Genomic DNA, 16,825 nt, shown 5'->3' on the forward strand with positions numbered 1-16,825 from the left:
ATAATAAAAATTATGTCTCAAATTGCGATAAATACTTCTCAAAATGTAAATATTAATTTCAATATTGCCAGCATAGGTGAAAGAATGCTTGCGTTTATCATCGATCTGCTGATCAAGGTAGCCTATGTTATCTTTATTTTTTATCTTTTTTTCAATATTCTGGATCTGGGGTATCTTCTGAACGGGCTAGACCAGTGGTCTGTAATCGCCATCTATACCGTTATTACTTTCCCGGTCTACATCTACCCGGTTGTGCTGGAAAGCCTGATGGAAGGACAGACTCCCGGCAAAAAGCTTATGAAAATAAAGGTTGTAAAGATTGACGGATACCAGGCCGGTTTCGGTGATTATCTGATCCGGTGGGTATTCAGGCTCATCGATACGACCTTCGTAGGAACGGTAGGGGTAATCTCCATGATTGTTTCCAAAAACAACCAGCGTTTGGGAGACATTGCCTCCGGTACGGCTGTTATTTCGCTGAAAAACAACATCAATATTTCCCATACCATCCTGGAAAATATTCATGAGGACTATGTTCCGTCATTTCCACAGGTCATTGCACTTTCTGATAATGATATGAGAATCATCAAAGATAATTACACCAAAGCCTTAAAAACAGATGACCGGCAGATCATCACCAGGCTTTCCGATAAGATCAAAAGCATTCTGAAACTGGAAATAGATCCGGTGAAAATGACGGAGAGACAGTTTATCGGTGTGATTATTAAAGATTATAATTATTATACAGGGAAGGACAGTTAAGCAGTGAAATTTTGCTTTGCGGACAAATTTATTAAATATCAATCCGTTATATTGACATTATCTGTCATTTGTTACTTCAAAGACGGTGCATTTTTTGTACTTTCAGAACAAAGTTTAGATTATGAGATTCGAAAACAACAGATCAGGCAACGGCGGCGTCCTTACCCTGAATAATGAGATAAAAGAAGTAGGAAGACTTACCTACACCATTTTCCCGGAAGAAAATAAGCTGATTATTTCTTTTGTTCTGGTTCATCCTGAGTTTGAAGGCAGAGGAATGGGAAAATATCTTGTGGAGGAAGCCATAAAATTTGCCAGAGAAAATAGCTGGAATGTTTATCCGCACTGCTCATACGCACGGTCTGTGATGATGTGGAAGATATTTTTCTGAAGAGCTAGAAAAAATAAAGGCATCACTTCTGTTTCAGGAGGATTCTCTTATTATTGCGGAAATACAATATAAAAAAGACTGCTTTCCGAAATGCAGTCTTTTTATATCCGTTAATTATTAAAATCCTACTCAAGGACCGGTATATTGTCTCCTGAAAATGCAGTTCATATTTAATACTGTCCCGGATCCATAGCGTTAAGTTCATTTATAAGCCCATTCAACAATCTGCTTAATAGCCCGTTTAATCTGCTGCTGTCCTTCTTCCTGTTTAAGATCAATACCCAGAAAAGAAGTTTCATTAGTATGGGAATGTATGGTAAGATAATAAATACTGCTCATTAAAACAGCTTCTATCGCTCTGTTATTTTCATCTTTATTTTCAAAAGCCTTTTCTATCAGGTTTTCTCTTGTCTGAGCCTGCTCTTTCAGTAATGGAAGTTCTTCTGCCAATTCCCAGGCGATCACTCCACGCATTTCTCCGTCTTTCATCAGCCTGTCAAACTGGTTTTTCAAACGCTGATAAGACGCATCTTTACCGGTACGGTTACTTCCGCTGAATAATTTTTCGCAGAAATTGCGTTCTTTAAGGTATTCCTTCGCAAGCCCGCTGATATTTCCAAAATACTCATAAATCAGTTTTTTGTCGCAGCCCGCAGCCCTGGCAACTCTCATATGGTTGATAAATGAGAAGCCTTCTTTTTCTATAAGCTCTCCAAATGAGTCGATGAGTTTCTTTTTGGTAAGTTCCTTATTTCTGATGGGCTTGTCTGCCTCTTTCTTCGTTTTTCTGATTTTTTTCATTCTCTACATTTTATCTGCAATTTGCATTTTTTTATTTATTTAAATAAAAATCAATAAAACATACTTACATATTTAAAATATGGTTGAAAAAACAAATAATTTACCAAATAATAAAACTATTTTTTTAACACAAATAAAATAAATAGAGAATAATATTTTTACTTTTTAAAAGAAGTTAGTACTTCATTTACAAGAATTTCCTCAATATCGTCGGGATAGCTTACTTTTAAGTGATGGTCTGAAGCCACCCATTCTATAATTTCCGGGGGATTCAGAATTTTAGAATTGGGAATTCCCATGAGATCCAGGGCACAGGCATTGCATTCCTGCTCATACTGATTGTGAATAGGGATAACAAACAGTTTTTTATCCATAAAGAGTGCTTCAGCGGGGCTTTCAAAGCCTGCATTGCATAAAATACCGTCGCAGTTTTCAAAATACCTGAGGTACTGTATTTCGTCAATAGGAAAAACTTCTACGTTTTTTACTTTAACCTTTACCTTGCTGTATTTTGAGAATACTTTCCATTCAACAGGAATCTGTTTCAGGATTTTAATAATATTTTCATCCGCAAAACTGGGAAGGTATACCAGGTAATATCCTTTTTTATCAGGGTTTAAATTTCTGATCTTTTTTCTGATTACCGGTTTTTTGATCTTTGGATGATAACTTTCAAAATGAAAGCCTATTTTTTCTTTAACAGGAACATAATATTTCAGGACCAGCTCCCCTAAAAAATCTCCCTTCTGGGGTTTTGGGGTTTCCGGAAAACTCATGGAAGCCTGGTGGCTCAGTTCAATCATCGGGAGCGTCTTCATTTTGCCGGCCCAACCGGTTAAAGGTTCATAGTCATTGATGATAAGATCGTACTGTGAAAGTTCCAGTTCCCGGATTGTTTTTATGGCTTTCAGGAAATGATTTTCAGTGAATGTTTTGCGATAGGATAACCCACCTGTTTTGTTATAGAGAAGAGAAATCCCTTTATGCCGGAAATCAATATCAAAATCAGCTTTTAACTGGGACTGGTGACCACTGATCAGAGTATCTACGGAAGCATATTTTTTGAGGACAGGAATGATCTCCTGGGCTCTGGCCATGTGACCGTTCCCGGTTCCCTGAAATGCATATAAAATCTTCATCTAGGAAAAGTTGGTTACTATTTTCAGGAGTTCAGAACTGTCCATATCCGGAATTTCTTCAGCTTCATCATCTTTAAGCAGATGTTTGTGTTCATCATAGTAAAAGATCTTCCATTCTTTATTATGATACTCCAGTGCGGATAAATTTTCTATCCAGTCTCCGGAATTCAGATAGATGCAGGATCCTTTTTTATTGACCACTTCGCGCATCTGAGGCTGATGAATATGTCCGCAGATCACATAATCGTAATGATTATCAATAGCCAGTTCAGAAGCAGTCAGTTCGAAATCTCCGATGTACTTTACTGCTTTTTTCACATTATTCTTGATTTTTTTGGAAAATGAATATTTTTCCCGGCCCATCTTTTCCAGAAACCAGTTGACCACGTTATTGATCACGATTAAAAGATCATAGCCTTTCCCTCCAAGTTTGGCAATCCATTTGGAATGCTGAACGGAAGCATCAAAAACATCTCCGTGAAAGATCCATGTTTTTTTATGATCTATATTCAGGCAGATCTTATTACAGACCTTCAGCTTACCCAGTTCAAAATCGGTAAACTTGCGGAACATTTCATCATGGTTTCCTGTGATGTAATATACATCTGTATTTTTGGTCGCCAATGAAAGGATCTTTCTGATCACTTTCAGGTGAGGTTTAGGGAAGTAAGACTTTTTGAACTGCCATATATCAATAATATCGCCGTTTAAAACCAAGGTTTTAGGCTGGATAGAGTTAAGATATCTCAGCAGCTCTTTAGCCTTACATCCATAAGTTCCCAAATGAACATCCGATATAACCACTAATTCAACGTTTCTTTTCATCCGTATATTTTCAGCTTTTTAATTGCCGGATGGAATGCCTTAAATTTTCATTTAACAGGCATTGCATCATTTTATACAAAGAAACTAATTGAAAGTTAACTGTATATGAATGCTATATTATTTTTTATAATGTGTCCATCAGTTCTTCGGTGATTTCCATATTATGATAAACGTTCTGTACATCATCGTCATCTTCAAAACGCTCAAGCATTTTCATATTGGCCTTGAACTGTTCTTCATTTACTTCTTTTGTATTGTTCGGAATTCTCTGAAGTTCCGCACTTTTGGCTTCAATACCCAATTCGTCCAGTTTATGGGACAGAGAACCGAAATCCTCAAAAGCAGTTGTGATCATCACTTCTTCCTCATCTTTTTCAACATCTTCTGCTCCTCCGTCTATCATTTCCATTTCGAAATCGTCCCATTCCATTTTCACCTGAGCCAGATCGATGGTAAAAATTCCTTTTCTGTCGAAGATAAATGCCAATTCGCCGTTCTTTCCGAGGTTTCCGTCAAACTTATTGAAAACAGCTCTTACATTGGCTACTGTTCTTGTGGGATTATTCGTGGTACATTCCACAAAAAATGCCACACCTCCCTGTCCGTATCCTTCATAAGTGATTTCTTCATAGTTTTCTGCATCGGCACCGCTTGCTTTTTTAATGGCTCTTTCTACATTGTCTTTCGGCATGTTGGCCCCTTTTGCATTCTGGATACATCTTCTTAAAGCTGGATTGGCTTCAGGATCTGATCCTCCGGCTTTTACGGCTAAGGCTATATCTTTTCCGATTTTAGAGAAAGTTTTGGCCATTTTATCCCATCTGGCCATTTTAGAAGCTTTTCTATATTCAAATGCTCTTCCCATTTTTATTTTTAAATTTTCAACAAAATTAATTAAAAGTGAACGAAAAAAAAATACCCCCAAAAAATTGGAGGTATTTATTATTTAGAAAAATTAATTATTTTTTCTTTTTAGCCGGAGCTTTTTTAGCTGGAGCTTTTTTAACAGCCTTTTTAACTGGCTTAGCTACAGTGATGTCATTTTTCTTGTAAGTTTCCCACTCAGATCCTGAGATAGCTCTTACAATAACTTTTCTGTCTTTCTGTCTTACAGCATCAGAAGCAGTAGCTGGTTCAACAGCTTCTTGAGAACCGATACCGATAGACTTAAGCGTATTCGGATTGATTCCTCTTGTTTCTAACGCAGCAACTACTGCAGCAGCTCTTTGTCTAGACAGGTTTAAGTTGTAAGCAACAGAACCTTTCTTATCTGTCATACCTACTACCAGGAAGTTAGTTTCTTCAGCATCTTTGATGATCTTAGCAGCAGCATCTAATTTATCACTAGATTCCGGTCTGATCGTAGCTTTGTTGAAATCGAATAAGATATCTCTTAGTTTTTCATTCACAACTACTACGTCTGGTTTTTTCGGTGGAGGAGGACATCCTTGGAATTCCGGAACACCTGGAACTGTAGGACAAGCGTCATCTTTATCTAAGATACCGTCACCATCCTGATCTGGCCAAGGACAACCGTTGTTTTCAGCAGGACCTGCTACTGAAGGACAAGCATCATCTTTGTCGATAACACCGTCACCATCTGTATCTGGCCAAGGACAACCGTTGTTTTCAACTGGTCCAGCTACATCAGGACACTGATCGTCTTTATCTGGAACTCCGTCTCCGTCTGTATCAGGACATCCCTGGAATTCTGGTAGACCTGGAGTATCAGGACAAGCATCGTCTTTATCTAGGATACCATCTTTATCTCTGTCTCTGTTTCCGAATCTGAATAAGATGGAAGCAGAAGCTTGCCAGAAGTTAGCAACTGTTGATTTATCACCTGGAGTTGACACGTAGTCTCCCTGAACACCAAGACCGAAGTTCTTAGTTACCCAGAAGTTAACACCAGCACCGGTAGCTACTGTAAAGTGATTAGCTTTACCGTTTTCGTTACCGTTTTCACCGTTAGCAACAGATTCTCCTTTGTAATCGTTTCTTGGGAATGTAAGTGCAGTATAGTCATGTCTCAGGTAGTTTGCACCAACTCTTAAGTATGGATCAAACCAAGACTCTTCATTCCATAAAAGACCAGCTGCCTTAGCTTGGAAACCAAGACCTGTCATTAGGAAAAATTCTTTCCCCATGCCGAATCTCTTATTATCTACATTACCTACTGTAGTCTGCCAGTCGATAACTAAACCTTTACCGATGTTTCTAGCAACTGTTAATTTAGATAATGGAGGTGTAATAGAGAAATTGTTCAAATTGAACATTCTCTTCGTAAGATTATTAGCAGCAAACGTATTACTGAATTTGTTCTGTACTGCCTTGTGGTTCTCTCCATGAGCACCAACTCCGATCAACCACGGGTTGTTGGTAGTCTGAGCAAAGACAGTAGAGGCAACAGTAAGCGCCAATGCTGAAATTCCTAATTTTAGATTTTTCATAGAATTAAATGATTAAATAATTGATAATGCAAAATAAATATAATTTTTCTTTATATACAAAGTTTTTTAAATGATTTTTAACTTTTCTTTAATATTCTGTCCAGGTTTCGTTTATTTTCTCTATCTTTTATCGCTTCCCTTTTATCAAAGAGTTTTTTCCCTCTTCCAAGCGCTATAAGCACCTTTGCTTTCCCTTTATCAGTAATATAAAGTTTTAAAGGTATAATGGTATTCCCGGCATCCTTTAACTTTTTTTCAAGTTTAATCAATTCTTTTTTGTGCAACAGCAATTTCCGTTCCCTTTTTGTTTTATGGTTGTAAAAAGTTCCTAATTTATACTCGTCAATCATCATGTTGATGATGTATAATTCCCCATCAATAAACTGACAGAAGGATTCTGTAATAGATGCTTTGGAAGAACGTAAAGATTTTATTTCGGTACCCGTCAGAACCATCCCTGCCTCAAATTCTTCAAGGATTTCATATTCAAAACGGGCTCTTCTGTTTAATATACTGACTGTTTTCTCAATCTTCATCATTTTAAAATATTCGTTAATGAAATATATAAAAAATACTTCATAATTAAAAACTTGACTATTACATTATTACGAAATACCCAAATTCTTTTCGTATTTTTGCGCCAAATTTACAAAACTATATGTTAACAGTATCTAACTTATCTTTACAATTCGGGAAAAGAGTTCTTTTTGACGAGGTAAATATTATGTTTACCAAAGGAAACTGCTACGGGATTATCGGAGCAAACGGTGCAGGAAAGTCTACATTCCTTAAAATATTAACAGGAAAGCAGGATCCTACAACAGGACATGTATCTCTGGAACCAGGGAAAAGAATGTCTGTACTGGAGCAGGACCACTTTGCTTATGATCAGTATACTGTTCTTGAGGCTGTTTTGAGAGGAAATAAGAAATTATTCGATATAAAAGAAGAGATGGACGCTTTATACGCTAAAGAAGACTTCTCGGATGAAGACGGAATCAAGGCGGGAGAATTGGGTGTAATCTATGATGAAATGGGAGGATGGACTGCAGAATCAGACGCGCAGACGATGCTTTCCAATGTAGGAATCAAGGATGATATGCACTGGCAGATGATGGGTGAGCTTGAGAATAAAGACAAAGTAAAGGTTCTTCTGGCACAGGCCCTGTTCGGAAACCCGGATGTACTGATCCTGGATGAGCCTACGAACGACCTGGATATCGATACGATTTCCTGGCTGGAAGATTTCCTGGCTGATTATGAAAACACGGTAATTGTGGTTTCTCACGACCGTCACTTCCTGGATACGGTGTGTACGCACATCGGTGACCTTGATTATGCTAAACTTAACCTTTATACCGGTAACTACTCTTTCTGGTACCAGGCTTCACAGTTAGCAACAAGACAGAGAGCTCAGGCTAACAAGAAAGCAGAAGAAAAGAAAAAGGAACTTCAGGATTTCATCGCCAGATTCAGTTCCAACGTGGCCAAAGCAAAACAGGCTACGGCAAGAAAGAAAATGATCGACAAACTGAATATTGACGATATCAAGCCTTCTTCCAGAAGATATCCTGCCATTATTTTCGAAATGGAAAGAGAAGCCGGAGATCAGATCCTGGATGTAAAAGGTCTTGAAAAAACAAAAGACGGAGAACTTTTATTCTCTAATATCGACCTGAATCTGAAAAAAGGAGATAAAGTGGCCGTACTTTCTAAAAACTCACTGGCAATTACGGAATTCTTCCAGATTCTTGCCGGAAATGCAGAAGCCGACAAAGGTACTTTTGCCTGGGGTGTGACTACCAACCAGTCTTATATGCCATTGGACAATACCGATTTTTTCCAGGAGGACCTGAATCTTGTTGACTGGCTGAGACAGTTCACCAAAAACGATGAAGAACGTCATGAGGAATTTGTAAGAGGTTTCTTAGGCAGAATGCTTTTCTCCGGTGATGAAGCTCTGAAATCATGTAAAGTTCTTTCCGGAGGTGAAAAAATGAGATGTATGTTCAGCAGAATGATGCTTCAGAAAGCCAATATCCTTCTTCTGGATGAGCCGACCAACCACCTGGACCTTGAAAGTATTACGACACTGAATAACTCCCTGTCCAATTTCAAAGGAAACCTTCTTCTGGCTTCCCATGACCACGAAATGCTTCAGACTGTCTGTAACAGGATCATTGAACTGACTCCTAACGGAATCATCGACAGAGAAATGACTTACGATGAATATCTTGCAGATAAGAAAGTAAAAGAATTAAGAGAAAAAATGTATTCTTAAAATACATTCAATTACATACAAAAATCCCCTTTCAGAAGCTGAAAGGGGATTTTAAATATATAAACTTTAATTTTTAAGGATTTTCTTCATCAGGCTTCCTTTCTCCGTATTGATTTTCAAATAATATACTCCGGAAGGATTACCTTCAATATTCATCTTTACATTTTTAGAATTATAAATCTGTTTCTGAATAATTCTTCCCTGTGCATCATATAATTCTGCTGAATGAATAGCAGACAAAGCCTCTATCATTATTTCTTTTTTTACAGGAATCGGATATATTTTAACAGCATCTTCATCCTGCGGCCCGGATACAGCCTCATCATTAGCTAAAACCGCAGTACAGGCCGTGTTGATGACACAGCTGGTGTATGCATATTCATTAACAAGAGACTGAATATCTTCCACCTGGCTGCCATCGCAGCATATATACTGCAGATCAGGATTATCCGGGAAGTCTGCTATTTCATTCTTTCCGTTTTTCATCAGCAATGAAGTAAGTAAATTATTACCACAGTGTAATTCCTGAAGATGGGTCTGCCCTCTTACATCCAGGCCGGTAAGTTTATTTTTGCGGCAGTCCAGGGTAAGTAAATTTGTACAGCCCTGGATATTCAAAGCGGATATCTGATGGTTGGCACAGTATAATTTTTCTAAACTTGTAATTCCCTGTACATTAAGAGATGTTAAGCTCCCCTGATCATCCATACTGGGAAAAAAAGGTGGAATATAACTGATTTCAAGATGTTTTAAGTTTTGTAAGCCACTGCCTGACAGGTCCAGAGCAGTATCCCGGAACCGGAGGGCCTTAATTGTATGCAGCTTTATATCGTTATTTACTGAAAGACTGATCAGATTCCGGACATCTATGGTCTCTAAATTTACACAGTTATTCAGTGATAATGATACTTCTCCGGAATTACAGATAAACTGAGTCAGCCCCGGGCAATTATCTGAAATGATATGAGCAGAAACAGATGCATCCTGCCCTATTAAATAGTTGACTAAATTAGGACAATTACTGGAATTAATGTTTATAAACTGTAATGAATTTGGTGAATTTAATGTGATCGTATGCAGCAATCCGCATCCGGACACATCCACATTCGCTAAGCTGGTGCCTATAACGGACAGGCTCTGTAAATTATTATGACCGCTTAAATCCAATGTTAAACCTGATATTAAATCCATAAAACCCAGTAATTCCAGATTCTTCAGATTGTTCAGTCCTTCAATGGAATTCATGACCGTTGAAGGCATGGAAAAACCGTTGATTGACAGATTCTCAATAACCGGAGTATTGCTGAGTGCAGTAAGGGTAATCCCATAAATTTTCACATTTTTCAGCAGCATACAGTTGCTTAAACTTACACTTCCAGGTTCATAAGTTTCAAATTTAACATCCAGGTTCTGTAAAGAACTGAGACCGGAAATGGTAAAAGGATTACCGGGCACGTTCCAATAATCGATTTTTATACTTGTAAGATTAGTAAATGATAAAATTCCTTCATAGTCATGAATAGGAACATCTGTATCCGGATCAATAATCTCTATTCCTCCTACCTGCAGTGCTTCGCTTACCTGTATTTCTCCATCGTTGTTAGCATCTATCGAAAAATAATTTCCGGACAGGTTTTTAGCAATTGAGTTAGCCGGGGAAGAAGATAATAACTTGGCTTTAAAACTGGCATCAGGAATTTGTACAATCTGGGCTCTGATCCCTAGTGAAACAACCAGGGAAACAAGAAGTAATAATTTTGTTTTCATATTTGTATTTTTATTTCAACTAATTTAAATATTCCTGCCAAAGATTATTATTACCAATTAGTAAGTGTAGCCATTATTTGAGTAAGTGTTATTATAGTATAATATGTGGGAACAATATGCGTTGTCAATCAGCAAAAAATAATCTCCGGAATGATAAAAAATACCCTCAAAGGCAATTGAGGGTATTTTTATTTATATTTAACTGTTAAATATATTATTTAGTCAGTTTTGTTTTAGGGATAGATACTGTTCCCGGATCTTTCCACAAACCGTCTTTCTCTGCTCTTTTCTTTATTGCCTGAGCTCTTTTTTCACTGTCAGGGTGAGAGTTGAACATTTTCTCGAAACCGGTCTGTGTGCTTCCTTCAGAAAGAAGTGCCAGTTTTTTGAACGCTGTATAAGCGCCTACAACATTATAATTGTTGGCTTTCATAAAATCATAGGAATAGGTATCTGCTTCAGATTCCTGCTTTTTACTGTGCGAAGCATCAAGGAATGCATTGGCCATCTGCCCGATCTGGCTCTCATTTAAAGTAGCTACCGTACCTGAAGCAGATGAAGCCGCATCCAGTGCCGCCGCTTTCATATAGGCTGCTTTGATTGCATCTTTGGTATCCTGATTTTTCACGTGACCGATCTCATGTCCGATTACGGCAAGAATCTCATCGTCCGTCATGATATCCATTAATGAAGAGAATACACGCACACTTCCGTCTGCACAGGCAAATGCATTGATATCCTTTACTTTATAGACTTTATAGTTCAGATTAAGCCCGTCCTGTGATTTGTGCTTTCCGAAAAGCTTATTCAAACGAACGGTATAAGGATCTTTAGGACCTGCAACCGGATTATTTTTATCCATCCATTCCACAGATTCTTTTGAAAGTTTAATTGCATCCTCATTGGTAAAAGTAAGTGCTTTTGCTCCTTTGGAAACCACTCCTGCCGCTTTTCCGAGATTGATCTTCTGGGCTGAAACTGAATACATTGCTCCTAAAACAAGGAGACAGATTGTAATTTTTTTCATAATCATTTAATTTGGACTGCGAAGATAGATATTTTTTAACAATCATCAAGATGAAACTTCATTTACAATCATTTCAGAATGCTATTTTTTTTCCTTATTTTTGTGAAATGAGTCAAAAATGGATTTACAAGCCCGAACCCGATGAGGAAGTTGTGGACAGACTAAGTTCGTCACTTGGTTTTGGTACTTTTGAATCTAAACTTCTCGTTTTAAGAGGAATTGACAATTATCAAAAGGCCAGAGAATTTTTTAAACCCAACCTTAACGATATTCACAATCCTTTTTTAATGGCTGATATGCAGAAAGCGGTAGAGCGCATTGCAACTGCCATTGAAAACGGAGATAAAATACTGGTATACGGAGATTACGATGTAGACGGAACCACAGCCGTAGCCCTGATGTACCTTTACCTCAGCAAGATTGTTGAGAAAAAATACCTTGATTATTACATCCCCGACAGAAATTCCGAAGGATACGGTATTTCCACAGAGGGTATTGATTTCGCCAAAGAAAACGGATTTTCATTAATTATAGCTTTAGACTGCGGTATTAAAGCCATTGATATGGTAAAATATGCTGCTGACCGCGGCATTGATTTTATTATCTGCGATCATCACCTTCCGGGAGAGGAAATTCCCAATGCAGCTGCGGTTCTTGATCCTAAAAGAAGCGACTGCCGGTATCCGTTCAAGGAACTCTCAGGATGTGGAGTAGGTTTTAAGCTCTGCCAGGGGCTGAATACGATCTATAAAATTCCGGAAGCTGAATTATTTGAACTTACGGACCTGCTTGCGATTTCCATTGCGGCAGATATTGTTTCTATGACCGGTGAGAACAGGGTGCTGGCCAAAATGGGATTAAAAATCCTGAGAAAAACCCGGAACATGGGATTAAGATTATTAATTCCCGAGGATAAGCTTTCTCATTTTGAAATTTCGAATATTGTCTTTGAAATTGCTCCGAAAATCAACGCCGCCGGAAGAATTTCCCACGGTAAGGCTGCTGTGGAACTTATGGTTTCAGATAATCTGAAGCATGCCAACCAGATTGTGAGCGATATTATGAACCTCAACGACGAAAGACGTGAACTGGACATGAATTCCACGCTTTCTGCGCTTAACCAGATCATCGAATCCCAACAGGAAACGAAACATACCACCATTGTATATCATCCTGAATGGAACAAAGGTGTTATCGGGATTGTCGCCTCAAGACTGATTGAGACCTACTATAAACCCACCCTTGTATTTACAGACGGAAATAACGGGGAAATGGTGGCTTCTGCCAGATCAGTTTCTGATTTTGACGTTCACGAGGCCCTTGATATGTGTTCTGAATATTTCCTGAAATTCGGAGGACATCATGCTGCTGCCGGACTTTCCATGGAAAAAGACAAGTTTGATGCATTTAAGGAGAAATTTGAACGTATCGTTTCCGAGAAGATCCGGGAACACCAGAAAGAGCCTTCCATTTCTATTGATACCGAAATTAAAATTGATGAAATCAACAGAGAGTTCATCAACTTCCACAGAAAACTGGCTCCTTTCGGACCTCATAATATGAAACCGATCTTTACCCTGACCAATCAGAAGCTTTCCGGCTATGTTAAAACAATGGGTAAAGACAATAACCACCTGAAGTTTTATATCAAACAGGAATCCACGGGAAGAAATATAGAATGTGTAGGTTTCAAACTCGGGCAGTTCGCTGAAGATTTTAAAACCAGGAATTTTGACCTGGCATTTACGCTGGAGGAAAATCACTGGAAAGGAAATGTCACTCATTATCTCAACATAAAAGACGTGAAATTCAGGGATTAAACCATTCGCTGAAGTTTATCGTGTGCTACTGAAACAAAATGAAAAAAATCGGTTTATTTTTCGGATCATTCAATCCTATCCACATCGGTCATCTTATCCTTGCCAATTATATACTGGAAAATTCGGATATGAATGAGCTGTGGTTCGTGGTAAGCCCGCAAAACCCGTTCAAGGATAAGAAATCGCTGCTGAAAGACCACAACAGGCTGGATATGGTACAGCTTGCCGTAAAAAATTATCCGAAAATGAGAGCTTCCAATGTAGAATTTTCTCTTCCGCAGCCGAGTTATACCATAGACACCCTCACTTATCTTCACGAAAAATATCCTGACCATTCTTTCAGCCTGATCATGGGGGAAGATAATCTGGAAGGTCTTCATAAATGGAAAAATTCTGATATTCTGATCAAAAATCATCATATCATTGTTTATCCGAGAATTTTTGACGGAGAGAAAAAAGGCACTGAATACCCGCAGCACGAAAACATCTCTATGGTGCAGGCTCCGGTGATAGAACTTTCTGCAACAGAGATCAGAAATATGATCAAAACCGGCAAAAATGTACGTCCGATGCTTCCGCCGGAAGTGTTTGAATATTTGGACGGAAGCAGTTTTTATAAGTAATTTTGCCTTTCAGAAAACAAGGGCGGAAAAATAAGACTTATGAGGGGTCTGCTGCTTATCATCATATATAATTAAAGTATGGATTTCATCGAAAAATTTTTCTCAAAATATTCCCGGGAAAAGCTTATCAAATGGTTTAAACAGATTTGTCTTGCAGAGGCTATTTCTTGTGTTTTATTATATTGTGTGGCGATGATCTGGATCCGGTATGATGAAAATCTGTATTCTATTATTTTCATAAGTGTAGTAGGTAGTTTACACGGATTATTTTTTACACTTTATCTCTTACTCTGTCTTCCTGCAAGAAAAATTTACACCTGGGATGATGAGGATTTTGTGTTCGCTTTACTGGCTGCATTTTTCCCTTTTGCTACGGTATGGGTAGATAAAAAACTGGCACAATTCGACAGAGAATAAAATTAATTTTCATAAAATTTCATGTTTTGTTGTAACAAAATTATTGTTACAGTTGTCTTATTATACAGAAAAGTCAGGCAATTCAATTTTCCAACATAATTTTTATTAACTGAAAATCAACAAGTTAAAATTAATTAAAATTATTTTTCAGTACTTTGTATTGCATGATACTGAATTTATTATATATCTTTGTAATGTTAAATAACTAATCATACAAGCTATTAACACTAAAAAAATAATGATCATGAAAACTCAAATTCTTATTGCCGCCCTATTTTTCAGTGGATTTGTGTCTGCCCAGCAGTCGAAAGATACCGTGAAAGTAAAAAATATTGAAGCTGTCAATATCAGAAAACAGGTTTTCAAAAAACAGAGCGACCGTTTTATTTATGATGTAGCGTCCTCTCCTATTGCCAAAGGAACCAACTCTTTTAATCTTCTGAAGCAGACCCCTATGCTTTCCAGCATCGATGGAAAATCGCTCAAAATCATGGGAAAATCTGATGTGGTGATCTACATCAACAACAAGAAAACCAATATGGATTCCCAGGCATTAATTGAGATGCTTAAAGGAACTCCGTCTGAAGACATTCAGAAGATTGAAGTGATTACGGTACCGGGCAGCGAATTTCAGGTAGAATCCAATGAGGGGGTAATCAACATTGTCATGAAGAAAAAGAAAAGTGACGGCTATAACGGAACAATGAAGATGAACAATGAACAGGGCTATTACAACAACCCTTCTGCCGGAGCTTCTTTTAATATGAGAAAAGGTAAAATATCGCTCAGTTCCAATTTCAATATGGGGAGCTGGACCGACAGGGAGAGATATACGCTTTCCAACGGTGACGCTACCTTCAGAAATGAATCTTACGGATTTAATGATGATCCCAATAAATATTACGGGGGTAACATCAATATGGATTACGAGATCAATTCTAAGCAGAGCCTGGGGTTTACCTATAATATGAGATACAATAAGAGTTTCAACTCTATTCTTGATGTCACCAATCTGCAGAACGGGGTTCTTCATAACAGGACGGTTAACCATGAGGATGCACAGACGAGAAATCATTCTTTCAATTTAAATTATGAAATAAAAACAGACAGCATCGGAAGCAGGCTTACCTCTAATCTTTCTCATTTATGGTTCAACAGGGATAAGATAAGTACGAATGAGAGCTTTCCTCTGAATGATAAGAAAGGAAATGCCTATTCTGCTCTTCAGCAGTCTGTGCCGCAGATCATCAATAATTTCGCAGGGAATATTGATTACATTAAAAAAACAGCTTCCGGAAATACGTGGCTGATGGGGATCAGTTATAATCACACCAATACGGATAATGATACCAGACAGGATGATATTATCCAGGGCAAGCCGGTTCCTGATGTTGACCTGACGAACCATTTCATCTATAAAGAAAGAATTCTCGGGGCTTATCTTACGTATGAAAGAAAACTGAACGAGAAGTTATCCGGAAAAATAGGAACCCGCTATGAAATGACCCGAAGCAGCGGAGATATTCTGGGGAAAGACAGCTTCGACAGAAATTACAATAATCTTCTTCCTTATCTGAATATCAATTATGCAATCAGTTCAGATCATAATATCAGCTATACTTTTTCCAGCAGAATCAAGAGACCGCGATTCTGGGAACTGAATCCTTCAAGAACGTATTTTACTCCCAATAATTATACTCAGAATAATCCGTTTATCCAGGCTTCCAAGCATTATAACCAGGAGATCAGCTATATGTATAAGAATGCTTTCTATGCCAATCTGAGTTTCAGCTATGTGGAAGATGCTTCTAATCAGATGCCTCTGCAGGGAACGATAACGGGTCCTAAAAAAGATGAAGAAGGAAATACTGTTCCTGATGAAAACGGAGATCCGGTTATAGAAACCACCAGATTCCTGCGCTACATCAGAACCAATTATGGCCATAACAAGCAGTTTGGTCTGACCTTAGGAATGAATAAACCCTGGTTTAAAGAGATCTGGACGACCAACTATTCCGTTAATCTCGGATACAGTATGTATAGCGGTACCATAACGAAAGATCCTACTTCTGTTCCTGCTGCCGGATACACCGAAACACTGGAACCTTATGTGATTGATATCAAAAACTTCAATATGTCTGCCAATATCAACAATACGATCCGGTTATCGTCCAAAAAAGACTGGTTTTTAGGAATCAACTACTATTATGGCAGTAAAGTAAAGGTTGAGAGCGGAACTTTAGGCATCAGACAGAGCTTTGATATCAGCCTGAAAAAGATCATCGGCGAATGGACGGTAGTAGCGGAAGTATATGATCTCTTCAACCAGAACTATAACAGAATAAATGGTATACAGCCTAACGGAAGCTATAATAATGTGACCAATTTCGGGTATTCGAGACTTCTGAATATCGGGGTTACATACAATTTCGGAAACCAGAAACTGAAAAAAGCAAGGGAGATGAAATCAGCTAATGATGCTGTAAAATCAAGAACTTAAACCATCATGAAAATTTAATTCA

Annotated in this window: 15 protein-coding genes; 7 read left to right on the forward strand and 8 right to left on the reverse strand. The window is 38.0% G+C overall.

Going from position 1 to position 16,825, the window contains the following annotated elements; genetic code table 11:
- Nucleotides 1-12 precede the first annotated feature (12 nt).
- Both AC106S_RS20865 and AC106S_RS20870 read left to right on the forward strand, forming a co-directional pair.
- Nucleotides 13-762: an RDD family protein gene (locus AC106S_RS20865; protein ID WP_482441671.1), complete on the forward strand. Its 750-nt coding sequence runs from the start codon at nt 13-15 to the stop codon at nt 760-762.
- A 121-nt stretch (nt 763-883) separates the two neighbouring features.
- On the forward strand, nt 884-1,153 hold the full coding sequence (locus AC106S_RS20870; protein WP_482441673.1) for a GNAT family N-acetyltransferase: 270 nt from the start codon (nt 884-886) through the stop codon (nt 1,151-1,153).
- Nucleotides 1,154-1,354: 201 nt separating this feature from the next.
- On the opposite strand, the gene AC106S_RS20875 is transcribed toward AC106S_RS20870, so the two are convergent.
- From AC106S_RS20875 to smpB, 6 genes are all read right to left on the reverse strand, one after another.
- Nucleotides 1,355-1,954 carry a TetR/AcrR family transcriptional regulator gene (locus AC106S_RS20875; RefSeq protein WP_482441675.1) on the reverse strand — a complete coding sequence of 200 codons (600 nt, stop codon included), beginning with the start codon at nt 1,952-1,954 and terminating at the stop codon, nt 1,355-1,357.
- Between the two features lie 158 nt (nt 1,955-2,112).
- A complete protein-coding gene (locus AC106S_RS20880; protein WP_482441677.1) occupies nt 2,113-3,093 on the reverse strand; it encodes a glycosyltransferase family protein in 981 nt (326 codons plus the stop codon).
- Entirely contained in the window at nt 3,094-3,918 is an 825-nt protein-coding gene (locus AC106S_RS20885) for a UDP-2,3-diacylglucosamine diphosphatase (RefSeq protein WP_482441679.1), read from the reverse strand.
- Between the two features lie 124 nt (nt 3,919-4,042).
- The gene (locus AC106S_RS20890) at nt 4,043-4,783 is read right to left on the reverse strand and encodes a YebC/PmpR family DNA-binding transcriptional regulator (protein ID WP_482441681.1); all 741 of its coding nucleotides are present in this window, start codon (nt 4,781-4,783) and stop codon (nt 4,043-4,045) included.
- Between the two features lie 94 nt (nt 4,784-4,877).
- Nucleotides 4,878-6,368 (reverse strand): OmpA family protein, encoded by a 1,491-nt coding sequence (locus AC106S_RS20895; protein WP_482441683.1) that lies wholly within the window; start codon nt 6,366-6,368, stop codon nt 4,878-4,880.
- A 77-nt stretch (nt 6,369-6,445) separates the two neighbouring features.
- On the reverse strand, nt 6,446-6,904 hold the full coding sequence (gene smpB / locus AC106S_RS20900) for an SsrA-binding protein SmpB (protein ID WP_482442007.1): 459 nt from the start codon (nt 6,902-6,904) through the stop codon (nt 6,446-6,448).
- A 122-nt stretch (nt 6,905-7,026) separates the two neighbouring features.
- On the opposite strand from smpB, the gene AC106S_RS20905 reads away from it, so the two are divergent.
- Nucleotides 7,027-8,649, forward strand: a complete 1,623-nt coding sequence (locus AC106S_RS20905; RefSeq protein ID WP_482441685.1) for an ABC-F family ATP-binding cassette domain-containing protein — start codon at nt 7,027-7,029, stop codon at nt 8,647-8,649.
- A 66-nt stretch (nt 8,650-8,715) separates the two neighbouring features.
- Here the strand turns inward: AC106S_RS20905 and AC106S_RS20910 are convergent, their stop codons facing one another.
- Together AC106S_RS20910 and AC106S_RS20915 are read right to left on the reverse strand one after the other, a co-directional pair.
- Nucleotides 8,716-10,416, reverse strand: a complete 1,701-nt coding sequence (locus AC106S_RS20910) for a T9SS type A sorting domain-containing protein (RefSeq protein WP_482441687.1) — start codon at nt 10,414-10,416, stop codon at nt 8,716-8,718.
- 214 nt (nt 10,417-10,630) lie between these two features.
- Complete coding sequence (locus tag AC106S_RS20915; protein WP_482441689.1) at nt 10,631-11,443, reverse strand: M48 family metallopeptidase; 813 nt, start codon at nt 11,441-11,443, stop codon at nt 10,631-10,633.
- A 107-nt stretch (nt 11,444-11,550) separates the two neighbouring features.
- Here AC106S_RS20915 and recJ point away from each other — a divergent pair, with 107 nt between their 5' ends.
- From recJ to AC106S_RS20935, 4 genes are all read left to right on the forward strand, one after another.
- On the forward strand, nt 11,551-13,263 hold the full coding sequence (gene recJ, locus AC106S_RS20920; protein WP_482441691.1) for a single-stranded-DNA-specific exonuclease RecJ: 1,713 nt from the start codon (nt 11,551-11,553) through the stop codon (nt 13,261-13,263).
- A 38-nt stretch (nt 13,264-13,301) separates the two neighbouring features.
- Nucleotides 13,302-13,886: a nicotinate (nicotinamide) nucleotide adenylyltransferase gene (gene nadD, locus AC106S_RS20925; RefSeq protein WP_482441693.1), complete on the forward strand. Its 585-nt coding sequence runs from the start codon at nt 13,302-13,304 to the stop codon at nt 13,884-13,886.
- Between the two features lie 78 nt (nt 13,887-13,964).
- Nucleotides 13,965-14,303 (forward strand): DUF3817 domain-containing protein, encoded by a 339-nt coding sequence (locus AC106S_RS20930; RefSeq protein WP_482441695.1) that lies wholly within the window; start codon nt 13,965-13,967, stop codon nt 14,301-14,303.
- Nucleotides 14,304-14,547: 244 nt separating this feature from the next.
- Nucleotides 14,548-16,803: a TonB-dependent receptor domain-containing protein gene (locus tag AC106S_RS20935; RefSeq protein ID WP_482441697.1), complete on the forward strand. Its 2,256-nt coding sequence runs from the start codon at nt 14,548-14,550 to the stop codon at nt 16,801-16,803.
- Nucleotides 16,804-16,825 lie beyond the last annotated feature (22 nt).

This window comes from Chryseobacterium sp. FR054 (assembly GCF_056844565.1).